Consider the following 22740-nt stretch of genomic DNA (forward strand, 5'->3'; position numbering starts at 1 on the left):
AGGTTCGCGAGCACTCCTCAACGTCTTGTATTGTTTGCGGCGGAGGATTCGCCTAGTGGCCTAGGGCGCACGCTTGGAAAGCGTGTTGGGGGCAACCCCTCACGAGTTCGAATCTCGTATCCTCCGCCATTGCTCTCACCGGGCAATACGTCGAAGGGCCCCACCGCGAGGTGGGGCCCTTCGGCGTTGTCCCCAGCCCTCGTTGTCCTGGTTCTTGTCCACAGGGGGCGCTTCCGGGGGTCCCCAGATGGCTTCGGCGACCTTCCGGGCCACATCCTTGAGCATCGCGTCCGGCACATGCAGGTACCTCGCCCGCATTGCCGGCGGAGGTGCCCGGTTCCCCTCCCATGATCTGGTCGATGACACGGGCCGGGACACCGTGCAGCATGAGCACGGTGGCGATGGTGTGACGAGCATCATGCGGCCGGCCGTCCCGGACCCCCGCGTCTGTCAGCAGTCGCTTCCGGCAGGAGCGGATCCTCGGCTGCATCCACGAGCGGATCGCCGAAACCGGCGAGGGCCCGAGCATCCGGCAGAAGAGCCGGTGGCCCCGAACCGCACGGTTCGGGGCCACCGGCCTCTCGTTCCTTCTGAGATCAGGACGGGAGCTGAACCCGCAGCGCGTTCAAGCCGTTTCGGATTCCCGGATGCCGCCGGCGACTGCACGATCACCACGCTGGACCACCCGGTGGAAATCGGCTCCACTTCTACCCGCTCCAAGATCACCCGCACGCGCCGGGACGGCTCCTCGAAGGTGTCGACGCTCCACGACATGCTCCGGGACGGAACGTCGGCCGCCGGCCGACGTCCATCCAGCCAGAGGTCCCCCATGCGTCTTCGTCTCACCCTCGGCGCCGCCATCGGCGCCGTCGCCCTCATCGTGGCCATCCCCTCCTCGGCCCACGCGCTCGACGGAAGCTTCCTCTACCAGTACGGCGACTCCGCCAATCCGACTGCGGCGCTGCTGGAACAGCCGGGGGCGGGCGAGTGCATCAACATCCCCGAGGTCGAGGGCAAGTCCGACACCGCGTTCGCGCCCAACAACTCGGTGCAGGGCGCCGATGCCAACGTCTACACCGAAGAGGACTGCCAGGGCACGCCCACGACACTTGCCGAGGGCACCCAGCTGGGCCCCGAGGTGACGTTCAAGTCCGTGTACTTCGAGCAGACCGAAGCCTGAGCCGCACGGCCACACCGTGCGGACCATCTCGGCCGCACCGGAACAGAGCCGCGTCACGGTGCGAGGAACCTGACGCGCCCCCACATCCGCGAACCATCGGACGGTGCGCAACGTGCCGCGCTCGTGCGGTCGTTCTCCGGACGATCCGCTGCATCGGCGTCGCGGTCGCCCAGCTGAGTGCCGAGGGCCATGAGATCCGCGACGAAGACGTGGCCCGGCTCTCGCCACACAAGCACCGAAACGTGAACTGCCTGGGCCGGCACAGCTTCGCCGCCTCCCAGAGGACCATGCGAACAGGCACAGGCAGAGATCAGCGGCGCCGGGCTTGGTCACGCGGCCCTGTTCGGGCGGGTGAACCGCCGTGGGCGCCCCCGTGCGAGGGCGCCCATGACCGAAAGCGTGCGTCAGGCAGCCGTGACCGGCGCGCCCGCACCCGTCGGTTGCGGCAGTACCCGGCGGGGCCGGGTCGGGAGGCCGAGAAGGGGGTTGGCCACTCCCCAGGCCGCTCCCTTGCAGATCAGTTCCTTGTAGACCGCGGCGAGCCGGCCGGTCAGGGCCGCGTTGACCGAGCGGTCGTCGGCCGTGACGTACTGGATCAGGCCTTCCCTGCGGCCCAGCGAGATGCACTGGTTGAAGTAGCGGAGCGGCGTCTTCGGGAGCTTGCGGCCGGTCATGCGTGCCGCGATGGCATCGGCGGCCTGCCATGCCATGGGGGTGCCCGTGGCGCACGACATCCGCAGCGGCTTGTCGGCGGGGCCCATCGCCATGGCCGCGTCGCCGACCGCGTACACGTCCGGGTGCGAGACCGAGCGCATGGTCCCGTCGACCACGATCTGGCCCGCTTCCGTGACGTCCAGGGCGGTCGCCGCCGCGATCGGGTGGACCGCGAAGCCCGTGGTCCACACGGTGACCGCGGCCGGGACGGCCGTGCCGTCGGCGGTGGTGACGCGGTCGGCCTCGACCCCGGTGACGGCGGCGTGCTCGTGCACGGTGATGCCGAGCTTGCCGAAGACCTTCCGCAGGTGGGTGCGGCCCTTGGGCGACAGCCAGTCACCGAGTTCGCCGCGGGCGGCGAGGGCGACGTCGAGGTCCGGGCGGGCCTCGGCGATCTCGGTCGCGGCCTCCACGCCGGTGAGACCGCCGCCGACGACGACCACGGTCCCGCCTGCCTCCAGCCGGGCCAGGCGCTCGCGCAGCCGGAGTGCTCCCGGACGGCTCGCGATCTGGTGGGCGTGCTCGTCGGTGCCGGGGACGCCCTGGTCGTTCCAGGCGCTGCCGAGGGCGTAGACCAGGGTGTCGTACGACAGCTCCTCGGCCGCGCCGTCGCCGTTCGCGCCGGCCACGGCGACGGTCTTGCGGTCGACATCGACGCCGGTGACCTTCGCGAGCTTCAGTTCGACACCGGTGCCGGCGAACATCTCGCTGAACGGCCGGGCCTTGAGGTCCTGGCCGACCGCCAGCTGGTGGTTGCGGACCCGCTCGACGAAGTCGGACTCGGCGTTGACGAGGGTGATGGCGACGTCCTCGCGGTGCAGCCGCCTGGCGAGTCGCCCGGCGGCGATGGCTCCGCTGTACCCGGCTCCGAGGACGATGATGCGGTGCTGCATGTCAGGGCTCCTGTCTCGCGCGGTTTCGCCCCTTGAACCGGGCAGCCCGCCGATTCCTGACAGGAACCGGATGTGAAGCAGGTCACATCGGGGTCAGAAGGCCGTGAACAGGGGTTCCCCGCGGTCGGCGGCCGCCCACCGCCGGGTCGCGCGGTCGAGCTTGTCGGGGTTGACCTGGTTGCGGAACGCGGCGATGCCGTCGGCGCCGACCTCCACGCACATGATGCCGACCACCCGGCCGTCGACGACCGCCACGACCGCGGGGACGCCGTTGGCGGTCGCGGCGTAGACCCCGGGCGAGCCGCCGACCAGATTGCGCTTGGCCTTGCTCGGCTTGAACAGACCCCGCATGAACTTCGCGACCGCGAGAGCGCCCTCGAACGGAGTGGCCTTGGCCGGGACCTTGCCGCCGCCGTCGCCGACCGACACGGCGTCCTTGGTCAGCATCTTCACGAGCAGATCCGTCTGCCCGCTCGTGGCGGCCGCGAGGAACTCCTCGACGATCCGCCGGGCCGCTTCCTCGTCGATCTCGGTACGGGACCTGCCCTGCGCCACGTGCTTCTTGGCGCGGTGGAAGATCTGCTGGCAGGCGGCCTCGGTGAGGTCGAGGATCTCGGCGATCTCCCGGTGCGGGTAGTCGAAGGCCGTCCGCAGCACGTACACCGCGCGCTCGTTGGGAGTCAGGCGCTCCAGCAGGGTGAGGACCGCGTACGAGACCGACTCACGCTGTTCGGCGGTGTCCGCCGGGCCGAGCATCGGGTCTCCGGCGAGCAGCGGCTCGGGGAGCCACTGCCCCACATAGGTCTCGCGGCGCGCACGGGCCGAGGTGAGCTCGTTGAGGCACAGGTTGGTGAGGACCTTCGTCAGCCAGGCCTCGGGGACCTCGATGCGGTCCACGTCGGCGGCCTGCCAGCGCAGGAACGTGTCCTGCACGGCGTCCTCGGCCTCGCTCGCGGAGCCGAGGAGGCGGTAGGCGATGGCCTCCAGGCGCGGCCTGGAGGCCTCGAACCGGTCGACGGCGTTCCTGGTCAGGGCCATGGCCCGGATCCTAACTCCCGCCGTGCCCGCCGGCCGCCGCATTCCGCGACGAACCGGCCACCCGCCGGACGCCGACGACCGGCTCCCGGCGGCTGACCCCGGCGGCCGGCCCCCGACGACCGACCGCCGACGGTCGTCCGTCGCGGGCGGACCCGGACCGCTGACCGTCGCGGCGGCCGATGACTTCGGTGGGGAAACGCGGTCAGTACTGAGCAGGCACAGGAGAACGGAATCGAGGAGGACCTCCCATGACACGGATCGAGCCGATCACCGAGGTGATCCCCCGCCGGGGCAGGGGCACACAACCCGACGGAGGCGCGGAACTTCCCCCGGCCGACTGGGAGATGGTGTCGGGTGAGCTGCGGAAGGGTTCCGCCACGTCCTGGCTGGCGACCGTGGGCCGCGACGGGTCGCCGCACGTCCGGCCGGTGTTCGCGGCGTGGACGGGGTCGTCCTTCGTCGTCGCCTCGAAGCACGACGCGGTCAAGAGCCGGAACATGCGCGCGGACGGACGCGCCACGATCACCACCGACATCGGACTCCTGCATGTCGTGGTGGAGGGGCTGATCCGGCGGGTGACGGACCGCGAGCGGCTGCAGTTGGCGTCGCGGACGATGCAGGAGGTGTTCGCCTGGCCGACGGAGGTCGTCGGCGAAGAACTCGACGCCGAGTACGGGGCGCCCACCTCCGGAGGACCGCCGTACGAGGTCTACGAGATGCATCCTCTGAAGGCGTTCGGATTCCCGACGCAGGACACCTTCGAGCCCACGCGGTGGACTTTTCCTCCCCGTTGAGCGTGTCAGCGGGGTGCGCCCTCGGCGGATGGCGCGAAGGAGAATCGGTCGACGACGATCAGTCGGCGACGGTCAGTGGGCGACAGTCAGTCGGCGATCGGCTGGGAGAAGTCGGATCCGAGCTGCGACATCAGATGCCCGAACTCCTTCTCGCTGATCGCCTCACGAAGGGTGCCGAGCACCGCACGGACGCCGCTGTCGGCCTCGTCCGTCCTGAGCACGTTGCGCTCGGCCACACGCCGCACGGTCTCCGCGTAGTCGAAAACCTCGATGTGGGGGGTGGCACCGCGTCGGACCGACTCCGCCAGACCTTCGGGGAGCTCCGGCATCAGGTTCCGGGTCTCGCCGGAACTCAGCCGATGGGCCAGCGTCTCCAGCGTCGCGCGGGTCAGATCGGCCGACTCCTGCCGCGACAGGCCCGTGCGCTCCGAGACCGCCTGGATGAATGCCCTCTCTTCCACGCGCTGTCTCCTTTGCCGGCGTGCCGGTGCCGCTGCCCTTCCCGTTCGACGACGGTGGAGCGGCCCTGAATCCAGCCTGACACGCGGCTGCCGGGCCCGCGCGGGCAGGGAGCCGCACCCCCGCGGCCGGAGCCCGCCGCGGCGTATCACGTGCCATGCGCACGGCGCGGATGAGTTCTAGGGTTGAAGGGAATCCCGACGCTCGCGCCCACCGAATCGACATCGGCATCGGACCGGATCCGACGTCGAATCCGACCTCTGACAGCGGACATTCGCTCCTTCCGCCGCGCTTTCCTCCGTCGGGACACACATTCACGGGACACACATTCAGGAGGGACAGAAATGTCCACTGCATCGGAAACCCCTGTCCTGGACACCCTCGCCGCCATGACCATCGATTCCGTCGAACGCTGCGGACTGCCCCCGGACATGCTCCTGCTGACCCGCATCGCGGCCCTCGCAGCCTCCGATGCCCCGCCGATCTCCTATGCGGCCCACATCGACCCGGCTCTCAGGACCGGTATCACCGCCGAACAGTTGCAGGACGTCCTCGTCGCCATCGCACCCATCGTGGGCACGGCCCGTGTGATGACGGCGGCAGGAAACCTCACCGCGGCACTCGGCATCGCCATCGCCGTTGCCGACGCGGAGATCCAGGCCCAGGGCTGAGAACGGACGCCCCGGCCGGGGTGTCGCAGGCCTCGCGCCCCGCACGGCGCGGCCCCCGCCCGAGAAGGGCGGGGGCCGCTTGCGCGTCCGCTGTGCGAGGTCAGGCGTGCCGGTGCGAGCGGCGGTTGCCCGTGATGAGGCGGTAGAGGACGAGCAGGATGAGCGAGCCCACGACGGCCGCGACCCACGTGGAGAGATCGAAGAAGCCGTCGATGGAGTCGACGCCGAAGATGACCTTGCCGAGCCAGCCTCCGAGAAGGCCGCCGGCGATGCCGATGAGCATCGTGATGATGATGCCGCCGGGGTCCTTGCCAGGCATCAGAGCCTTGGCGATCATGCCGGCGAGCAAACCGATGAGTATCCAGGCGATGATGCCCATGTGTGATCCCCTGCCCCTCGAAGTAATTCACTGTTCGATTACCGCGTGCGCCGAGAATGGCGATTCAAACCTCGCCGACTCATGAGCGGGCGGGGTGACTCCGTTTTCACGGCCGGGTGCCCGGCAAAAGGGCCCGGCGGCCCCCCGGATCCGTACCGGCCCGCCCTCCTCGGTCCGTGACTGCCGTCGGTCGGCGACCCGGCCGGACACGGCGCGGTGCTCGCCTCTCGTACGCCGCTCGTACGCCGCTCGTACGGCTCTCGTACGGCTCTCGTACGGCGCTCCTACGACGCCGGCGTCCCGCGCTGTCGCACATCGGCTGACCTGCGCGCTCGCACCCCGCCCGCACCCACCGGCCCGTGACGCACCGGCCGGGCCGTGGACCAATCCCTCTTCGCTCCGGTGACGAACCAGTAATGACCAGCAATGACATAGACCGCGAAAACGTCCCATGAGCCATCCACGGCACCATCGAGCAGGTCAGTGAGGAATCCAGGTGCAATCCGCCGACCGCGGACAGGGAACCGGGCAGCCGTCGACACAGCGCGATCTCGACGCGCTGATGATCCGGACAGCCCAAGGAGATCATGACGCGTTCGCCCGGGTGTACGACCTGGTCAGCGCGCCCGTCATGGGAATGGTGCGCCAGGTACTGCGGAATCCGGCCCAGTCCGAGGAGGTGACCCAGGACGTGCTCGTCGAGGTGTGGCGGACCGCGGCCCGGTTCGAGCCCGAACGCGGCAGCGCGAAGAACTGGATCATGACCCTGGCCCACCGCCGGGCGGTGGACCGGGTGCGAGCCGTGCAGGCGAGCGTCGACCGCGAGTACAAGGCGGCGCTGCTGGACCGGACCACCCCCTTCGACGAGGTGACGGAACACGTCGAGACGCGTCTGGAGTGGCAGCAGGTACGCCGCTGCGTACGGACTCTCACGGACATCCAGCGAGAGGCCGTCACCCTCGCCTACTACAAGGGGCTGACCTACAAGCAGGTGGCCGAGGCGCTCTCGCTCCCTCTGGGCACGGTCAAGACCCGGCTGAGGGACGGGCTCATCCGCCTGCGCGACTGCCTGGGGGTGACGGCATGACCACGGCCGACCTGCACACGGCCACCGGCGCCTATGTGCTGCACGCACTGCCCGAGGACGAACGGGCGGCCTTCGAGACGCACCTGGCCGCCTGCGAGGCATGCCGGCAGGAGGTCGCCGAGCTCCGGGCCACGGCCGCCCGGCTGGGTCTGGCCGTCGCCGTCACGCCTCCCGACGCGATGAGGGACAGCGTGCTGCGGCGCACGGCGGGCACCCGTCAGGAGTTCAAGCTGCTGACGAGCGAACGGATGCGACGGCCCGCCCAGCGGCTCCCCCGCCTCGTCATGGCGGCCTGCGTGGCGGCCGCGGCGGCCTTCGGCGGCATCGCCGTGTGGCAGCACGAGGAGGCGGACAGCGCACGGACCGCGGCGCGCCAGGCCGAGGAACGGGAGGCGAGTGTCGCGGATGTGCTGGCGGCACCCGACGCCCGCCTTCAGACGCGTGCCCTGTCCGGCGGGGCCACCGCCACGGTCGCCGTCTCGCGCAGCGAGGACGCCGCGGCGCTGGTCGTCGCGGGACTGCCGGAACTGCCGGCGGACAAGGTGTACGAAGCCTGGTACGCCGGGAGCGGCAATCCGCGTCCGGCCGGACTGCTGCAGAGCGCGTCGGGCAGGCAACTCACCCTGCTCGACGGACCGGTGGGCGACGCGACCGCCGTGGCGGTCACCGTCGAGCCGGCCGGGGGCTCTCCGCAGCCCACGACCGTGCCGCTCGGCGCGATCACCCTCCCCGCCTGAGCCGGGGCCGGACAGCAGTACACGCGGCGGGCACCGGGACAGTCCCGGTGCCCGCCGCGTGCGTACGGGTGGACGATGCCGGTCGACCGGTCGTCACGCTCACCGCCGGGCGCCCCCGGCCCCACCGCAACGCGCCGGGGCGACCCCTCAGAGGCCGCCCCGGTCGCTTCCGCCTGCCCCGTGGGCAGTTGCCGCTACTTCGGCATCAGTACGGTGTCCACGATGTAGACCGTGGCGTTGGCGGTGGGCACATTGCCGCAGACCACGTTCGAGGCGTCGTTCACCTTGTACGCCTCTCCCGAGCCGGCCGTCGTGAGCCGGGTCTTCTCGAGGGTGGCGTAGGAACCGCTATCGAGCTGCTGCGGAGTGAGCTTCTGGCCCACGACGTGATAGGTCAGGATCTTGGTGAGCATCGCCTTGTCGGCGAGGACCTTGTCCAGGTCGGCCTTCGGGATCTTGGCGAAGGCGTCGTTGGTCGGGGCGAACACCGTGATGTTCTCGGCGTTGTTGAGGGTGTCGACCAGACCCGCCTTCTTCACCGCGGCCACCAGGGTGGACAGCGCCGGGTTGTTGGAGGCGGCGGTCGCGACCGGGTCCTTGGCCATGCCGTCGAAGCTGCCCGCCCCGTCCTTCGGCACCGACGCGCAGGCAGGGCCGAACGGGCCGTCCGCCGTGGCGGCGTCGTCGGCGGGCATCGACTTCTCCGTCGACGGAGCCGCCGTGGACGCCTTGTCGGAGGCGGATCCGGAGCTGTCGTCGCCGCCGCAGGCGGTCAGGGTCAGAGGCAGGGCCGCGGCGGCGGCCACGGCGACGGCGGCACGACGGAAGCGCAGAGCGTTCATGATGTCTCCTTGAGTGTTCGCATAGTGACGTTGTGTCACCAACGGAGGGGTTGAGGAACCTGGGGGCAGGCCCGGGGGTGCCGGTTCAGTCGACGGTGACGACCACCGAGTGCCGGCCGCTCGCTCCATCGGGGATGGTGCGGGCACGTCTGTCGGTCTGGACTTCGCCCGTCCGGTCGGTGGCGCGGACGGTGAGGGTGTGGCTGCCCGGCGTGGCCTTCCACGGGTAGGACCACTGCCGCCAGGTGTCCGTGGTGGCCTGCGCGGCGAGGTCGGCGGGACGCCAGGGGCCGTCGTCGACACGGATCTCGACCCGGTCGATGCCGCGATGCTGGGCCCAGGCGACACCGGCGACCATGACGGTGCCTGCCGCGGGCCGGGCGAACGGCTTGGGGGTGTCGATCCGCGACTGGGTCTTGATGGGGGCCTTACGGGCCCACTTCCGCTTCACCCAGTAGGGGTCGTAGTCGGCGAACGTGGTGAGTTCGATGTCCTCGATCCACTTGCAGGCCGACACGTATCCGTACAGGCCGGGGACGATCATGCGGACCGGGAACCCGTGGGCGAGCGGCAGCGGTTCGCCGTTCATCCCGACCGCGAGCATCGCGTCACGGCCGTCCATCACGTCGTCGACCGGCGTGCCGAGCGTCATGCCGTCCACCGACCGGGCGACGAGCTGGTCGGCGGGGCCGCCCCGGCGTGGCGGCCTGACGCCCGCCTCGCGCAGCAGGTCGGCCAGACGCACCCCGATCCAGCGGGCGTTGCCCACGTACGGGCCGCCGACCTCGTTGGACACGCACGTCAGGGTGATGTCGCGTTCGATCAACTCCCGTGCCAGCAGATCCTGGAACGTGTACGTGACCGGGCGCGTGACGCCCTTTCCGTGGATACGCAGCCGCCAGCGGGTCGCGTCGACCTTCGGGACCACCAGCGCGGTGTCCACCCGGTAGAAGTCCTTGTTGGGCGTGGAGAACGGGCTGATGCCCGGTGCCCGCAGCCAGGCACCGGCCGGGACGGCAGCAGCCGGGGACGCCGCGGCCGGGAGGTTCACCGCGGCGCGTGAGGCGACTGCGTCCTTCCCCCGCGAGGTGTTGAGGCCGCGGCCGAGGGCTCCGGCGCCGGCCGAGACGAGAGCGGCCGCGCCCGCGGTGGCGAGGAACCCCCGCCGGTCCCACCCGAGTTCGGCACCGGCATCGGCTGCTTCGCGGCGGGCCGTGAGCCGTCCGACGAGGACGTACAACAGCGCCGCCCCCGCGACGGCGCCGACGAACGAGGGAAGCCCGTCCACCGCTCCGGTCGAGTCGGGGCGGCCGACGGCCGCGGCCGCACCCACCACGCCGAAGAGCAGCACACCGGCCGACCCCACGCGCCGGAAGCGCAGCGCGACGAGTCCGAGCACCAGGGCGAGGGCGGCGAGCGTGGCCAGGATCCCCAGCTGGAGGACGAGTTTGTCGTTCGTCCCGAAGCTGCGGATCGCCCAGTCCTTGAGGCCCGCGGGTGTCCGGTCGATGGCCGCTCCGCCCACCGCGGTCACCGGTCCGGCCTCGGGCCTGACGGCGGCCGAGACCAACTCGGCGACGGCGAGCGCCGCACAGCCGGCGAGCAGGCCGCTCACCGCGGCCAACCCGTTCCGGCAGATGTTCGTCCTGGTCATCGTCACAAACACAGTTCGGAACCAGGACGGCGGGCGGATTGGTGCATCACTCAGTCGAATGAAGATCGTTCGATCGCCGCGGCGGGAGAGGGGGCTGCGGCGCGAGCCCGTGCGGCGATCGAGGCCATGCCCGCAGGGCGGGCGGGACGGCCCCGGGCGGGAGTCACTTCGAGGCCCGGGCTCGTTGCGGGGCTCCGCCCCGAACCCCGCGCCTCAAACGCCGGCGAGGCTGGACTTACCGGGCCCTCCCCGGCGAAAGCCGAAGAGCCTGCTGCCGACAAGGACGTTCACCCTCAGTTCGGCCCGCGATCGAGGACAACCCCGCAGGACGCGCGAGACAGTCCCGGGCCGGGGGGTCGCCTCAAAGCCCGGGCCCATTGCGGGGCCCCGCCCCGAACCCGCGGCTCCAACCCCGGCAAGGCTGGATCCGGCCGGGCGGGGCCGTGGTGGACCGGGCGGGTGATGTTCTCTCAGGCGACCAAGCTCCGGGCGGCCCGGTTCCGAATCGATGGTGGCGGGAGGGGTCGCGAGCGGCGGCCACTGCCACCGACCGCACCGGCAGACCTGGGACGCTGCCGATGCGGGACCGCCCGGCTCCGGAGGGGGACCCCTGGCGCCGGGCGGCACCCTGTTCCCTCGTACGAACAGCCCACGTGCGACCGATCCGCGTACGAACGGTCCGCTTACGACCGGCCCGCGTACGAACGGTCCGCTTACGACCGGCTCTCGGGCGCTCGGAGCACAGTCCGGCTCATCCGGGTCCCGGCCCGCCTCGCGGCCCCGTGGGTGACGCTCGCGGCGCTCGACCCCGCCGTGGTCACGACGTCAGGACGCCCCGGCGAACGCGACCGTCTCCGGCTCCGCCGCGTAGGACAGCCCTTCCAGCGTCCTGTCGGTGCAGAAACGCGTCACCAGGTCCGCGAAGTCGGCGATGCGTTCCACCGGCGCGAGATGGTCCGTCTCGTCGATGGTCATGAACCGGCCCGCCGGCAGACACGCGGCCACGTCGCGGCCCATGGCGGGTGTGGTCAGCGTGTCGTGCTCGCCCGTGACGACCAGGCTGGGGATGTGCGGCACCGGCTCGGGCCGGTACCACTCGTGGCGCATCAGACGGGTGTTGTGCTCCGCCGACTTCCGCAGCTGTTCGGGGCTCTGCGAGGCGATCTGCTGGTGGACCAGGCGGGCCACGGCGGCGTGCTTGCGGACGCGGCCCGTGCCGGGCGGAGACATGAAGCGGTCGGCCAGTTCGCGGGCGATCGTCTCCGTCCGCCCCTCCCGGATCATGCCGTCCCAGCGCACCATGGCCGCGGCGTAGTCGTCCGGGATCCTCGTCGTCATACCGACGAGCATCAGCCGGGCGACGTGGTGGGGGTAGTGCTGGGCGAACCGCAGACCGATGGCACCGCCGTAGCAGGCGCCCACGAGATGGACCCGGGGCAGCTCCAGCGAGTCGAGGAGGTCCCGTACGGCCGCGGCGAGGAAGTCGATGCCGTACGTCGCCGGAAGGAAGTCGGCGCTGCCGTAGCCAGGGAGATCCACGGTGATGACGGAATGCGCGTGCGAGAGCCACTTCTCGTGGCGCGTCCAGGAGAAGCGGTCCTGCGACGACCCGCCCAGCACCAGAATGGGCTCGGCATCGGGACGCGCGCCTCGCGCGACACGGCACGTGTAGCGGAAGCCCGCGAAGGTGAAGTCCTGTTCCTCCACCGGCCGTTCGGCACAGCCACTGTCGGAGACCTGGCCGGGGACGGCGTTCACACCGGGCACGGGCGGATGGGTATTGATGGTGTCTGCGGCCACAGAAGGACTCCCAGGCAGGTCGAGAAGGCAGGGCTAGTCGCTAACGGCATTCCGTGGTCACCGGTTGCGGATATCCCGTGGGAACTGGTGAGTTACGGGTGCACCGCCGACGGGACCGCCCCTCCCGGACCGGAACGGGGACGGGGACGGGCCTGCCACGGCGAAATGTTCCTGTGTACGCGCGAGTTGACCCGACCCGCCGTCGTCATCGGCCGTACGCCCCGCGGCACAGCTCCGTGAGCGACGGATCGGCGATGCCGTCGGAGATCGCGCACAGGCTGCGCATGTCGTACGTCTGCCGGGGGCGCGGGGCCCGGACGACCGGGCGCGGCCGCCGGGGCCGTGGGGGCTGGGCACGTCGTTCGGCCGCGGGCCGGGCGCGCCTCGCCGGTGGCTCCTGTGCCCCGCGGCGCGGAGCCGACACCGGCCGGTCCTCGGGGTGTTGGCGTGCCGGAGCCCCGGTGGCCGCCGCGCCCGGTCCGGTCACCGCGAGCGTCTCGCGCACGGGCGCCTGGGTCGGGCGGTGGCGTGGGTTCACGGGCTCCGTCGGCCGTGGTTCCAGGGGTGCCGTCGACCGGTCGCCCGCCGGCGCCAGACCCGGGGTACCCGGTTTCCCGGTATGGGGCACGGCAACGCAGCCGGTCGAGGCCGCGAGCACGGCCAGGGCGATGAACGTGATCCGCAGACGCATCCGACCACTCTCCCGCCGGGAGAGCCTGCCTGCGAGGACACGCGGGCAGGACCACCGGCACGAGTGATCACCTGCGCGCATCCCTGACGCGGCGGGTGTCGCGAGCCGGCACGTCACGTTCGCGGAACGAGTCGCGAGCCGGCACATCCCGATCCCGTGCCTGGTCCCGATCTCGATCCCGATCCCGTGCCTGTTCCCGTGCCTGTGACTGTTCCCTTGCCTGTCGGCGAAGCTCGACCCGGGCCGCCGGTGACCGGCCGCGCTCGGTCTCCCAGTACGGGTGCCACAGGACGCGCACCGACAGTCTCAGCAGGCGGCGGCGCAACGTCGTGCAGTGCGGTGCACCCTCTGCGAGCTGCGCATATGTGCGGTTCCAGTCGCGCTGGGCCTGCACCAGGTCGGACGGGAAAGCGGTGTGGGCCATAGCTCGAATTCAATCATATGTTCGATTCTTTGGTCATCCGGAACCCCACCACCGGCGGGTCGCCCCAGCACCCTCCTCGTCGTGACCGAGACCTTGTCGTCGTGCCCGCGACCTGGTTGTCTACCGCGGGCGATCTCCAACAGGTTCGCCGGCGGAACCGTGCGATCCGCCGTGGAAGTCCGCCACGGAAGTCCTCCGTGGATGAGGGACCGGGACCGGGAGAGCCGTGACAGGGACAACAGGGCATGACGTACACGGCGCGCTTCCCGAGGGGCTCGCCGACGCGATACGCGACACCGCCGAGGACATCGCCGCGCTGCTGCGCGGGGTCAGCGACACCGGCGTCCCGGTACCTGACTCGCAGTGGAGCCTCGGAGCCGCCGCCGCCCATCTCGCGCAGGCCAACGAGCTGATGGCCGACATAGCGGCGGGGCGGGAGCGCAGTCACGGCGACGGCACACCGCAGAGCCTGGCGGCCGCCAACGAACACGCGCTCGCCGCATTCGCCGAGCGGGACGCCGCTCCGCTGGCCGCGATGATCGTGGAGCAGGCCGCCGCCTTCCTCGACGCCGCGGACCGGAACTCCCCCGACGAGACCGTCTTCACCCCGCTCGGCCCGATGAGCCGGGCGGAACTGGGTTCGTACCTGCTGACGCACATGCTCGGCCACGGCTACGACGTGGCCCGTGCCCTCGGCCGTCCGCACATGATCGACCGGGCGCGGGTCGGGCTGACCCTGCCCTTCCTGATGGTGGCCATGCCGCGGGTGGTCGACGGTGCCACGGCCGCCGGGCTGAGCGCCGCGTACACGATCCGCCTGTGGGGAGGCGCCCGCTTCGGCGTGACCTTCACCGACGGCAGCGCTGCGGTGGAGGCCCGGACGCCCGGCCGCCCGGACTGCACCATCCTCACCGAGCCGGTGACCTTCCTGCTCATGGCCCTCGGGCGCTGCGACCCACGGGGCGCCATCGCCCGGGGCCGGGTGCTGGCCTGGGGTCGCAGGCCCTGGCTCGCTCCCCGTTTCCCGGAGCTCTTCACGGCTCCCTGAATCGCGGCCCGGTCCGGACGGCCCGGACCACATCGAAGGCCCCGAACGGCGAACCGTCGGGGCCTTCTCCACGAGCCGTCCGTGCCGGACCTCAGCCGGCCGTCTGCCCGGCCGTCCCCTCCAGCGCCCCGTCCTTCACCGAGGCGTCCTTCACCGCGTCATCGTTCACGGAATCGTCGTTCACGGAACCGTCGTTCACGGAATCGTCCCCGGCGCCGGTCTGCGCATCGGGCGTACGCCCCCGCATCAGAAGCAGCGCCAGCACCGCCGCGGCCAGCACACCAGCGGCTCCGACCACGAAGCTGGCGGACATCGCGTCGGTGAAGGCGTCCCGGGCGGAGTCGAGCAGTCCGGCGTCACCGGTGCGGCCGGCCACGGCGAGCGCGTCGCCGATCGACTCCCGCGCCTGCTCGGGCGCCGAACCGGGCATCGAGCCGGTGTAGGTGCTCGACAGGACCGCGCCCATGATGGCCACGCCCAGGGCCGCACCCGCCTGCTGAATCGTGTCGTTGAGCGCCGACCCGACGCCGGCGTGCTCCTGAGGCACCGCGCCCATCAGCGCCGCGATCGCCGCGGGCATCGCCAGTCCGCTGCCCGCTCCCATGAGGACCATCGCGGCGGCCAGCATCCCGAACCCGTCGTCCGTGGACAGGGTCGTGAGCACGCCGAAGCCGGACGCGACGACGATCAGACCCATGACCGCGACGGCGCGGTTGCCCAGCTTCTGCACCAGCGAGGCGCCGAGCACGTTGAACAGCAGCGCGGCGACGGCCAGCGGGGTGAAGGCGAGACCGGTCTCGGTGGGCGAGTACTCCAGCACGAACTGGAGGAACTGGGTGAGCACCAGCATCAGTCCGCCGTTGGCGAAGGTCAGCAGGACGAGCGAGAAGCTGGACCCGGTGAAGACGCGATCACGGAACAGGGAGAGCGGCACCATCGGGGAGGGGGCGCGCATCTCCCAGTACGCGAACCCGCCCAGGCACAGCACCGTGACGGCGAGCGAGGTCAGCGTGGCCGGGTCGGTGAGGCCCAGCTTCGGCAGCTCGATGATCGTCCAGACCAGGGCGACCATGCCGGCCATCGAGAGCACCATGCCGAGCGGATCGGCCTTGCGCCAGGGGCCCTTGGACTCCGGCATCAGCGCCACGGCCGCGATGATCGCGAGCGCCGCGATGGGGATGTTGATGAGGAAGACCGCGCCCCACCGGAACTTGGCGATCAGGACACCGCCGAGAACGGGACCGCCGACCAGGCCGATCATCGCCACACCGCTCCAGGCCGCGATGGCCTTGGGCCGCTCGGCCTCGTCGAAGACCGTGATCAGGATCGACAGGGTGCTCGGCATGATCAGGGCACCGCCGACACCCATCATCACGCGGGCGGCGATGAGCTGTTCAGGACTGCCGGCCCAGGTGGCGAGCACCGACGCCGCCCCGAACAGCGCCAGGCCGATGATCATGACCTTCCGGCGCCCGAAGCGGTCGGACAGGCTGCCCGAGGTGAGCAGCAGACCGGCGAAGACCAGCATGTACGAGTCGATGATCCACTGGATGTCCTGCGCGCTCGCCCCGAGGTCCTCGGTGATCGGAGGGACCGCCACCGTGAGCACCATGTTGTCGATGACCAGCACCAGCGTGCTGAGGCAGAGCACGATCAGGATGAGCCAGCGCCGTGGGTGGCGTTCGGGGCGTTCGGTCTCCATCGTCCAGCCTTTCCGAGTCTGTCCATACGTCGTTCGCTACTCCGAACACTGTACGGCTGACGCACGTCGTACGCAAGGCGCACATCGTTCGTGCGCTGGGCTATCCTGGCGGCGAGACGAAGAGGAGACCGGATGTCAGCGGAGAAGCAGCAGGTCCAGTCGGTGTGGACGCGCCCCCAGCGGCAGCGGCGGGAACAGCCGGCCCTGAGCCGCGACCAGATCGTGTCCGTGGCACTCGAACTGCTGGACACCGAAGGGCTCGACGCCCTGAGCATGCGCAAGCTCGGCACCCGACTGAACGCCGGCGCCACGTCGATGTACACCTACGTGGCCAACAAGGACGAGCTGTTCGAGCTGGTCGTGGACCAGGTCTACGGCGAGATCGAGGTGCCGGCCGCCGACGACCCCGCGGACTGGCGCGCGGCCACCACACGCTGCGCCCACAGCCTCCGCTCGACCTTCCTGCAGCACCCCTGGATCGTCTCGGTGCTCGGCGAGGTGGGCGTGGCCTATCTGGGCCCGAACATGATGCGGCTCTCCGACGCCCTGCTCGGCGTGCTGGAGGACGGCGGCTTCTCGCTGGAGGCGGCGGACCGGGGCGTGAGCACGGTGTTCGCGTACGTCATCGGGGTGTCGACCACCGAGGCGGCATGGCTGACGACGGTCAAGCGCAGCGGCCGGGCCGAACAGGATCTGATGGAGAGCCTGCTGCCCGCCGCCGAACAGGCGGTCCAGGGCCACCCCCGGCTGCGGAGGCTGTACGCGGCCCAGCGGGACGCGGACGCCAACGGCGCGCGCAACGACGGCTTCGAGGACGGACTCCAGTGCGTACTGGACGGCCTGGAGGCCCGGTTGGGACGCGGGGGCGGCGCGGGCTGAGGGACGGGCCGGCCGTGCCGGGACACATCACGACCGCTGCCCCCGGTCCGCGTGCGAACCGGGGGCAGGATCCGTGGGACGGGCCCTGGGCCGTGGGCGAACCGCCCTCCGCGCAGAGGTGCGAGCCGCGCGCTCCGCGCGTCGGCCGGCTTCGGCGCCGCGTCAGGCGCCGCGTCAGGCGGTCGGCGTGCCGGTCAGCAGCCGGCCCGTGATGTCGGCGAGACGCCGGCCCTGATAGCGCGCGGCTTCCAGGATGTTCTCGCCGGGCTCGCCCGCGCCCGAGGCGTGTGCCGTGCCGTACAGGTTGCCGGTGGCGGCGGAGACGGCCGGGTCGGTGTAGCCGGGGGAGACGATCAGCGAGCCCCAGTGGTGCAGCGTGTTGTAGAGCGCGAGCAGCGTCGACTCGTTCCCGCCGTGCACATTGGCGGCGGAGACGAAGGCGGTGGCGGGCTTGTCGATGAACGCGCCCTGGGCCCACAGCCCGCCGGTGCCGTCGATGAACTGCTTGAGCTGGGCCGCGACATTGCCGAAGCGGGTCGGCGTACCGAAGGCGTAGGCGTCGGCCCAGGTCAGGTCGTCGTGGGTGGCGACCTCGATGTCCTTGGTGGCCTCGACGTGCTCGCGCCAGGCGGGGTTGGAGTCGATCGCGGCGTCGGGCGCGAGTTCGGGCGCACGGCGCAGACGGACCTCCGCGCCCGCCTTCTCGGCCCCCTCGGCGACGGCCTGCGCGAGCTGGTGCACATTGCCGGTGGAGGAGTAGTAGATGACGGCGATCTTGGTGGCCATGAGGGGGTCCCCTTCCGAGGAACAAGGCTCTTTCCGTGGGCAGGCGCTCCGGGGAGACGCACGCTGCGGGACGGCACACGGGCCGCCGCAGAGAAACGGATGATTATCCGTTTCGTTCGCCGCCCACGCTAAACGGACAGCTATCCAGTTTTCAAGTACGGTCCGGGACCGGCCGGAAACCTGTCCGATACGCTCGGTGCCATGGGAGTGCCACACCGCACCGAGCTGCCGCTCGCCGACCGGCAGCCGCCCGTCGAGCGCGCGGACGCGGCGCGCAACCGGCTCAGAATCCTTCGGGCGGCGTCCGCGATCGTGGCCGAGAAGGGCCCCGAGGCACTCACCATGAACGCCGTCGCCCAGGCTTCCGGCATCGGCGTGGGCACGGTCTACCGCCGCTTCGGCGATGTGGCCCAGCTGCTGAACGCGCTACTGGACGAGCGGGAGAAGCAGTTCCAGGCGGCGTTCCTCGGCGGTCCGCCCCCGCTCGGCCCCGGCGCACCGCCCGCCGAGCGGCTGCACGCTTTTCTGCACGCCCTGGCCGACCGCGTCATCGACCAGCGGGAGATGCTGGTCGCCGGAGAGACGGCGTCACCGTGCGGGCGGTACACGAGCGGCCCGTACACGACCATGCACACCCATGTGGCGATGCTGGTCGCCGAGCTGCGGCCGCAGGCCGACGCCGCCCTCCTCGCCCATCTGCTGCTCGCACCCTTCGCACCGAGCCTGCTGGACCACCTCTCGCGCGGCCAGGGGCGTACGGCACGGCAGATCACGGACGCGGTGGACGAGCTCCTCGCGACGGGCGGACTGCTCCAGGGGTAAGGGCTGTCCCGTTCGACAAGCGTGTCCGCCGGACGGCGCCCCGGACGCCCTGCTCACTGGCGGCCCGCCGCGCCCGGAGAGATCATCGGGACATGAGCCCCACCATTCATCTCTCCCAGCAACCCGAGGCCGACGAACTGCTCGGCCGCAGTCCGCTCGCCGCTCTCGTCGGGATGCTGCTCGACCAGCAGGTTCCGATGGAATGGGCGTTCTCCGGCCCGTACACCATCGCCCGGCGGATGGGCGCGGACGACCTGGACGCCGCCGCGATCGCCGCGTACGACCCCGAGGCCTTCGCCGAGCTGCTGAAGGAGAAACCCGCGGTCCACCGCTACCCGGGAAACATGGCCAAGCGCGTGCAGGTGCTCTGTCAGTACCTGGTCGACGAGTACGGCGGTGACGCGAGCGGGGTGTGGCAGGACGTGCAGAGCGGCGCGGAGCTGCTGGGCCGGCTGAAGGCGCTGCCCGGGTTCGGCGAGCAGAAGGCGAAGATCTTCCTGGCGCTGCTCGGCAAGCAGTACGACGTCCGGCCCACGGGGTGGCGGGAGGCCGCCGGCGCGTACGGCGAGCAGGGCTCCTACCGCTCCGCCGCCGACATCACGGGACCCGATTCCCTGGCCAAGGTGCGGGCGCACAAGCAGGAGATGAAGGCGGCGGCGAAGGCGGCCAAGGGAGGCTGATCATCGGCGTGTTGAAGCGGATCCCTCCACTCCTGGTGTCAATGAGATGAATTGCGACGTGAGTTGAGGCACATCCGTTCACAGAACTGCCGTGCGTCGCTAACTTCCCTTCCACCTGTCCACACCGGGAAGGATCTCTGTGAAGGCATCCCGTCGCAGAGCCGTGGCCACCATGGCCGCAGCCGCACTCGCCACCCCGCTCCTGCTGGCATCCGCATCCCCTTCCGCCGCTCATCGCCAGGACCCTGGCGCCCAGGCGGCGAAGAACGCGTCGAAGCTCGCCCAGAAGCTGGTCGGCAAGGCGTCCGCCAAGGACGCCCACAAGCATCTGGAGAAGTTCCAGCAGATAGCCGACACCACCGGCGGCCACCGGGCCGCCGGTTCGCTGGGCCACGACGCGTCCGCCGCGTACGTCTACCAGCAGATGAAGAAGTACGGCTACGACGTCTCGTACGAAGAGTTCAACTTCGTCTACACCGAGACGCAGGCCGAGAAGCTCTCCGTGGTCTCGCCCACGCCGCGCGACGTCGCGATCTCGGCGATGACGTACACCAAGTCCACCCCGGTGGGCGGCATCAAGGCCGATCTGGCCGCCGTGCCGGTGGACGAGACGACGGGCTGCGAGCCCGCCGACTACGCCTCCGGAACCTTCACCGGGAAGATCGCGCTCATCAAGCGCGGCGGCTGCACCTTCGGCGAGAAGCAGGTCGCCGCGGCCGCCGCCGGAGCGGTCGGCGCCATCGTCTACAACAACACCGAGGGCGCGCTCGCGGGCACCCTGGGCGACGTGGCCACCGGCAAGATCCCGACCGGCGGGGTCACCCAGGCGGACGGCGAGAAGCTCGTCGCCGATCTGGCCAAGGGCGCGGTGAACGTCTCCTTCGAGATCCGCCAGCTCCAGCAGAACCGCACGACCAGAAACGTGATCGCGGAGACGCGCACGGGCAACGCGGCCAACACCGTGATGCTCGGCTCGCACCTCGACTCGGTCACCGCCGGCCCCGGCATCAACGACAACGGCTCCGGCTCCGCCGGTCTGCTCGAAGTCGCCCAGGAGCTGGCCAAGGCCGAGAAGCGCCCGGCCAACAAGGTCCGCTTCGCCTGGTGGTCCGCGGAGGAGAACGGTCTGCTCGGCTCCGAGGCGTACGTCGCGAACCTCAGCGACCTCGGGAAGAAGGAGATCAAGCTCTATCTGAACTTCGACATGATCGCCTCGCCGAACTACGGGCTCTTCGTCTACGACGGCGACGACTCCGACGGCGTGGGCGCGGGCCCCGGCCCGGCGGGCTCGGCGCAGCTGGAGCGGGACATCAACACGTTCCTCGACAAGCGCGGCACCCCGCACGAGGGCACGGACTTCACCGGACGCTCGGACTACGGGCCGTTCATCGAGGTCGGCATCCCCTCCGGCGGTACGTTCACCGGCGCCGAGGGCCTCAAGACCCCGGCCCAGGCGGCGAAGTTCGGCGGCACCGCCGGTGTCGCGTACGACCCGAACTACCACGCCAAGGGTGACGACCTCAGCAACATCAACATGAAGGCGTTCGCCGTGAACATCGGCGTCATCGCCAACGCGGTCGGCACGTACGCCCACGACCTGAGCTCGCTCAGGAAGCCGGTCACCACCGTCCCGACGGAGGGCGACGCCGGCAGCGGCGGCGGTCTTCACGACGGCCACGGCCACGAGGTCACCGAGTAACGAACACCGAGCGACAAGCTCACCCAGCAGGACCGCTCCCCCGCGCCCGTCCGGGCGTGGGGGAGCGTCGTTCTCAGCGTCTGCGGCGGGCGGTACCGAACAGCGAGCGGGAGATCTCCCGGCCGAGCTGTGTGCCCACCGAGCGCGCCAGCGAGCGGAAGACCCCGCTGCCCATCACCTGACCGGCCGGCGACTCGTCCTTCCGCTGCGAGGCCTTCGGCGCCTTCGCCGCGTCCTTCGCGGCCTGCTTCGCCGCCTCCGCGTCCCGCGCCGCCGCTTCGGCCGCCGCCTCCGCCGCCTGCTGCTCGGCGGTCAGCTTCTCGTACGCCGACTCCCGGTCGACCGCCTGCGCATAGCGCGCGTACAGCGGCGAGGAGGTCACCGCCGCCTGCATCGCCGCGGCGTCGATCGGGCCCATCAGGGACTGCGGTGCCCGCAGCCGGGTCGCGGCGACGGGTGTCGGCGCTCCCTTGTCGCTCAGCACGGTGATCACGGCCTCGCCGATGCCGAGCCCGGTGAGCACCTCTTCCAGGTCGTACGCCGAGTTCGGGAAGGTCTTCACCGTCGCCTTCAATGCCTTCGCGTCGTCCGGCGTGAACGCCCGCAGCGCGTGCTGCACCCGGTTGCCGAGCTGCGCCAGCACATCGGACGGCACGTCCTTGGGTGTCTGCGTCACGAAGAAGACGCCGACCCCTTTCGAGCGAATCAGCCGCACGGTCTGCGTGATCGACTCCAGGAACGCCTTGGACGCCCCGTTGAACAGCAGATGCGCCTCGTCGAAGAAGAACACGAGCTTCGGCTTGTCCACGTCGCCGACCTCGGGCAGATCCTCGAAGAGATCGGCGAGCAGCCACATCAGAAAGGTGGAGAACAGCTGCGGTTTGTCCTGCACCGACGGCAGCTCCAGTACGGAGACGAGACCCCGCCCGTCCGGGGCCGTCCGCAGCAGCTCGCTCGTGTCGAACTCCGGCTCGCCGAAGAACCCGCCCGCGCCCTGCTGCTCGAAGGCGGTGATCGAGCGCAGGATGACGCCCGCCGTGGCCGTCGAGAGCCCGCCGATGTTCTTCAGCTCCGCCTTGCCGGTGTCGGACACCAGGAAGGCCACCACCGCGCGCAGATCCTTGAGATCGACCAGCTCCAGGCCCTTGGAGTCCGCGTAGTGGAAGATCAGCCCGAGGGACTGCTCCTGCGTCTGGTTGAGCTGGAGCACCTTGGAGAGCAGCACCGGCCCGAAGCTCGTGACGGTCGCGCGCACGGGGATGCCGGCGCCGATGCCGCCCAGCCCGTAGAACGCGCAGGGAAAGCCCTCGGCCTGCCACTCCTGCCCGACCTGCGCGGCCCGCTCGCGCACCTTGGGGCCGTCCTGCCCGGGCGCGGAGACACCGGACACGTCGCCCTTGATGTCGGCCAGGAAGACGGGGACCCCGTTCGCGGAGAGCTGCTCGGCGATCAGCTGGAGCGTCTTGGTCTTGCCCGTGCCGGTGGCCCCGGCGACCAGTCCGTGCCGGTTGAGCATGGAGAGCGGGATACGGACCGGCGCCTGGGGCAGGCACTGCCCGTCCCAGAGCAGGGCGCCCAGCTCCAGCGCGGGGCCGTCGACGGCGTAGCCCGAGGCGATTTCCTGCGCGGGCTGCGGCACGGTCTCGGCCATGACGGACCTCGGATTTCCGGTCTGTGGCGTGCGATTTCCGGTCTGTACCGTTTTGCCCAGGATCGCATTGGGCTGCCATGGCTGCGCCCGGAGCCGCTTGCCCGGTAGGC

21 protein-coding genes, 1 tRNA gene and 2 pseudogenes are annotated in these 22740 nt (G+C 70.8%); 12 read left to right on the forward strand and 12 right to left on the reverse strand.

The window, feature by feature from the left end; genetic code table 11:
- Window positions 1-41 precede the first annotated feature (41 nt).
- Window positions 42-129, forward strand: a tRNA-Ser gene (locus OHA05_RS17345).
- 69 nt (window positions 130-198) lie between these two features.
- Here the strand turns inward: OHA05_RS17345 and OHA05_RS17350 are convergent.
- Window positions 199-463, reverse strand: a pseudogene (locus OHA05_RS17350) (site-specific integrase); the annotation flags it as partial.
- Between the two features lie 366 nt (window positions 464-829).
- On the opposite strand from OHA05_RS17350, the gene OHA05_RS17355 reads away from it, so the two are divergent.
- Together OHA05_RS17355 and OHA05_RS38255 are read left to right on the forward strand one after the other, a co-directional pair.
- Window positions 830-1180, forward strand: coding sequence for a hypothetical protein (locus OHA05_RS17355; RefSeq protein WP_313945451.1), 351 nt, complete (start codon window positions 830-832; stop codon window positions 1178-1180).
- 125 nt (window positions 1181-1305) lie between these two features.
- Window positions 1306-1458, forward strand: a pseudogene (locus tag OHA05_RS38255) (Tn3 family transposase); the annotation flags it as partial.
- Between the two features lie 126 nt (window positions 1459-1584).
- Here OHA05_RS38255 and OHA05_RS17360 read toward each other — a convergent pair.
- Both OHA05_RS17360 and OHA05_RS17365 read right to left on the reverse strand, forming a co-directional pair.
- On the reverse strand, window positions 1585-2787 hold the full coding sequence (locus OHA05_RS17360) for an NAD(P)/FAD-dependent oxidoreductase (protein ID WP_328861089.1): 1203 nt from the start codon (window positions 2785-2787) through the stop codon (window positions 1585-1587).
- A 93-nt stretch (window positions 2788-2880) separates the two neighbouring features.
- Window positions 2881-3825, reverse strand: a complete 945-nt coding sequence (locus tag OHA05_RS17365; protein WP_328861090.1) for an RNA polymerase sigma-70 factor — start codon at window positions 3823-3825, stop codon at window positions 2881-2883.
- Window positions 3826-4073: 248 nt separating this feature from the next.
- Between OHA05_RS17365 and OHA05_RS17370 the strand changes: the two genes are divergently transcribed.
- Window positions 4074-4619 carry a pyridoxamine 5'-phosphate oxidase family protein gene (locus tag OHA05_RS17370; RefSeq protein WP_328861091.1) on the forward strand — a complete coding sequence of 182 codons (546 nt, stop codon included), beginning with the start codon at window positions 4074-4076 and terminating at the stop codon, window positions 4617-4619.
- A gap of 86 nt (window positions 4620-4705) precedes the next feature.
- On the opposite strand, the gene OHA05_RS17375 is transcribed toward OHA05_RS17370, so the two are convergent.
- Complete coding sequence (locus OHA05_RS17375) at window positions 4706-5080, reverse strand: DUF2267 domain-containing protein (protein ID WP_313945447.1); 375 nt, start codon at window positions 5078-5080, stop codon at window positions 4706-4708.
- 342 nt (window positions 5081-5422) lie between these two features.
- Here OHA05_RS17375 and OHA05_RS17380 point away from each other — a divergent pair, with 342 nt between their 5' ends.
- Window positions 5423-5749, forward strand: coding sequence for a carboxymuconolactone decarboxylase family protein (locus tag OHA05_RS17380; protein WP_313945446.1), 327 nt, complete (start codon window positions 5423-5425; stop codon window positions 5747-5749).
- A 100-nt stretch (window positions 5750-5849) separates the two neighbouring features.
- Here OHA05_RS17380 and OHA05_RS17385 read toward each other — a convergent pair whose 3' ends face one another.
- Window positions 5850-6128, reverse strand: coding sequence for a GlsB/YeaQ/YmgE family stress response membrane protein (locus tag OHA05_RS17385; RefSeq protein WP_313945445.1), 279 nt, complete (start codon window positions 6126-6128; stop codon window positions 5850-5852).
- Window positions 6129-6690: 562 nt separating this feature from the next.
- On the opposite strand from OHA05_RS17385, the gene sigK reads away from it, so the two are divergent.
- Both sigK and OHA05_RS17395 read left to right on the forward strand, forming a co-directional pair.
- The gene (gene sigK, locus OHA05_RS17390; RefSeq protein ID WP_313948949.1) at window positions 6691-7215 is read left to right on the forward strand and encodes an ECF RNA polymerase sigma factor SigK; all 525 of its coding nucleotides are present in this window, start codon (window positions 6691-6693) and stop codon (window positions 7213-7215) included.
- Window positions 7212-7952 carry an anti-sigma factor gene (locus OHA05_RS17395; protein WP_313945444.1) on the forward strand — a complete coding sequence of 247 codons (741 nt, stop codon included), beginning with the start codon at window positions 7212-7214 and terminating at the stop codon, window positions 7950-7952. The genes sigK and OHA05_RS17395 overlap by 4 nt, the downstream gene beginning before the upstream one ends.
- A gap of 194 nt (window positions 7953-8146) precedes the next feature.
- Here OHA05_RS17395 and OHA05_RS17400 read toward each other — a convergent pair whose 3' ends face one another.
- From OHA05_RS17400 to OHA05_RS17415, 4 genes are all read right to left on the reverse strand, one after another.
- Window positions 8147-8794: a fasciclin domain-containing protein gene (locus OHA05_RS17400; RefSeq protein WP_313945443.1), complete on the reverse strand. Its 648-nt coding sequence runs from the start codon at window positions 8792-8794 to the stop codon at window positions 8147-8149.
- Window positions 8795-8879: 85 nt separating this feature from the next.
- On the reverse strand, window positions 8880-10448 hold the full coding sequence (locus OHA05_RS17405; protein ID WP_313945442.1) for a molybdopterin-dependent oxidoreductase: 1569 nt from the start codon (window positions 10446-10448) through the stop codon (window positions 8880-8882).
- An 825-nt stretch (window positions 10449-11273) separates the two neighbouring features.
- Entirely contained in the window at window positions 11274-12248 is a 975-nt protein-coding gene (locus OHA05_RS17410; protein WP_313945441.1) for an alpha/beta fold hydrolase, read from the reverse strand.
- Between the two features lie 205 nt (window positions 12249-12453).
- The gene (locus OHA05_RS17415) at window positions 12454-12939 is read right to left on the reverse strand and encodes a hypothetical protein (RefSeq protein WP_313945440.1); all 486 of its coding nucleotides are present in this window, start codon (window positions 12937-12939) and stop codon (window positions 12454-12456) included.
- A gap of 650 nt (window positions 12940-13589) precedes the next feature.
- Here OHA05_RS17415 and OHA05_RS17425 point away from each other — a divergent pair.
- The gene (locus OHA05_RS17425; RefSeq protein ID WP_328861092.1) at window positions 13590-14411 is read left to right on the forward strand and encodes a maleylpyruvate isomerase family mycothiol-dependent enzyme; all 822 of its coding nucleotides are present in this window, start codon (window positions 13590-13592) and stop codon (window positions 14409-14411) included.
- Window positions 14412-14502: 91 nt separating this feature from the next.
- Here the strand turns inward: OHA05_RS17425 and OHA05_RS17430 are convergent, their stop codons facing one another.
- Complete coding sequence (locus tag OHA05_RS17430; RefSeq protein WP_328861093.1) at window positions 14503-16113, reverse strand: MFS transporter; 1611 nt, start codon at window positions 16111-16113, stop codon at window positions 14503-14505.
- A 132-nt stretch (window positions 16114-16245) separates the two neighbouring features.
- On the opposite strand from OHA05_RS17430, the gene OHA05_RS17435 reads away from it, so the two are divergent.
- Window positions 16246-16992, forward strand: coding sequence for a TetR/AcrR family transcriptional regulator (locus OHA05_RS17435; protein WP_328861094.1), 747 nt, complete (start codon window positions 16246-16248; stop codon window positions 16990-16992).
- Between the two features lie 174 nt (window positions 16993-17166).
- Here the strand turns inward: OHA05_RS17435 and wrbA are convergent, their stop codons facing one another.
- A complete protein-coding gene (wrbA, locus tag OHA05_RS17440; protein ID WP_328861095.1) occupies window positions 17167-17778 on the reverse strand; it encodes an NAD(P)H:quinone oxidoreductase in 612 nt (203 codons plus the stop codon).
- A 201-nt stretch (window positions 17779-17979) separates the two neighbouring features.
- Between wrbA and OHA05_RS17445 the strand changes: the two genes are divergently transcribed.
- The 3 genes from OHA05_RS17445 to OHA05_RS17455 all read left to right on the forward strand — a co-directional run bounded on the left by OHA05_RS17445 (window position 17980) and on the right by OHA05_RS17455 (window position 20979).
- On the forward strand, window positions 17980-18600 hold the full coding sequence (locus tag OHA05_RS17445) for a TetR/AcrR family transcriptional regulator (protein ID WP_328861096.1): 621 nt from the start codon (window positions 17980-17982) through the stop codon (window positions 18598-18600).
- 92 nt (window positions 18601-18692) lie between these two features.
- On the forward strand, window positions 18693-19280 hold the full coding sequence (locus OHA05_RS17450) for an HhH-GPD-type base excision DNA repair protein (RefSeq protein ID WP_328861097.1): 588 nt from the start codon (window positions 18693-18695) through the stop codon (window positions 19278-19280).
- A 163-nt stretch (window positions 19281-19443) separates the two neighbouring features.
- A complete protein-coding gene (locus tag OHA05_RS17455) occupies window positions 19444-20979 on the forward strand; it encodes a M28 family metallopeptidase (RefSeq protein ID WP_313948948.1) in 1536 nt (511 codons plus the stop codon).
- 73 nt (window positions 20980-21052) lie between these two features.
- Here the strand turns inward: OHA05_RS17455 and OHA05_RS17460 are convergent, their stop codons facing one another.
- The gene (locus OHA05_RS17460; RefSeq protein WP_328861098.1) at window positions 21053-22630 is read right to left on the reverse strand and encodes a helicase HerA-like domain-containing protein; all 1578 of its coding nucleotides are present in this window, start codon (window positions 22628-22630) and stop codon (window positions 21053-21055) included.
- Window positions 22631-22740: the final 110 nt, after the last annotated feature.

It is taken from the genome of Streptomyces sp. NBC_00306 (genome assembly GCF_036169555.1).
In the GTDB taxonomy this organism is placed as follows: domain Bacteria; phylum Actinomycetota; class Actinomycetes; order Streptomycetales; family Streptomycetaceae; genus Streptomyces; species Streptomyces achmelvichensis.

Excerpts from the sequence above, each read along its gene's own strand:
- OHA05_RS17355 (WP_313945451.1), top strand. The coding sequence starts at position 830 with ATGCGTCTTCGTCTCACCCTCGGCGCCGCCATCGGCGCCGTCGCCCTC.
- OHA05_RS17360 (WP_328861089.1), bottom strand. The coding sequence starts at position 2,787 with ATGCAGCACCGCATCATCGTCCTCGGAGCCGGGTACAGCGGAGCCATC.
- OHA05_RS17365 (WP_328861090.1), bottom strand. The coding sequence starts at position 3,825 with ATGGCCCTGACCAGGAACGCCGTCGACCGGTTCGAGGCCTCCAGGCCG.
- OHA05_RS17370 (WP_328861091.1), top strand. The coding sequence starts at position 4,074 with ATGACACGGATCGAGCCGATCACCGAGGTGATCCCCCGCCGGGGCAGG.
- OHA05_RS17380 (WP_313945446.1), top strand. The coding sequence starts at position 5,423 with ATGTCCACTGCATCGGAAACCCCTGTCCTGGACACCCTCGCCGCCATG.
- OHA05_RS17385 (WP_313945445.1), bottom strand. The coding sequence starts at position 6,128 with ATGGGCATCATCGCCTGGATACTCATCGGTTTGCTCGCCGGCATGATC.
- sigK (WP_313948949.1), top strand. The coding sequence starts at position 6,691 with ATGATCCGGACAGCCCAAGGAGATCATGACGCGTTCGCCCGGGTGTAC.
- OHA05_RS17395 (WP_313945444.1), top strand. The coding sequence starts at position 7,212 with ATGACCACGGCCGACCTGCACACGGCCACCGGCGCCTATGTGCTGCAC.
- OHA05_RS17400 (WP_313945443.1), bottom strand. The coding sequence starts at position 8,794 with ATGAACGCTCTGCGCTTCCGTCGTGCCGCCGTCGCCGTGGCCGCCGCC.
- OHA05_RS17405 (WP_313945442.1), bottom strand. The coding sequence starts at position 10,448 with ATGACCAGGACGAACATCTGCCGGAACGGGTTGGCCGCGGTGAGCGGC.
- OHA05_RS17415 (WP_313945440.1), bottom strand. The coding sequence starts at position 12,939 with ATGCGTCTGCGGATCACGTTCATCGCCCTGGCCGTGCTCGCGGCCTCG.
- OHA05_RS17430 (WP_328861093.1), bottom strand. The coding sequence starts at position 16,113 with ATGGAGACCGAACGCCCCGAACGCCACCCACGGCGCTGGCTCATCCTG.
- OHA05_RS17435 (WP_328861094.1), top strand. The coding sequence starts at position 16,246 with ATGTCAGCGGAGAAGCAGCAGGTCCAGTCGGTGTGGACGCGCCCCCAG.
- wrbA (WP_328861095.1), bottom strand. The coding sequence starts at position 17,778 with ATGGCCACCAAGATCGCCGTCATCTACTACTCCTCCACCGGCAATGTG.
- OHA05_RS17445 (WP_328861096.1), top strand. The coding sequence starts at position 17,980 with ATGGGAGTGCCACACCGCACCGAGCTGCCGCTCGCCGACCGGCAGCCG.
- OHA05_RS17450 (WP_328861097.1), top strand. The coding sequence starts at position 18,693 with ATGAGCCCCACCATTCATCTCTCCCAGCAACCCGAGGCCGACGAACTG.
- OHA05_RS17460 (WP_328861098.1), bottom strand. The coding sequence starts at position 22,630 with ATGGCCGAGACCGTGCCGCAGCCCGCGCAGGAAATCGCCTCGGGCTAC.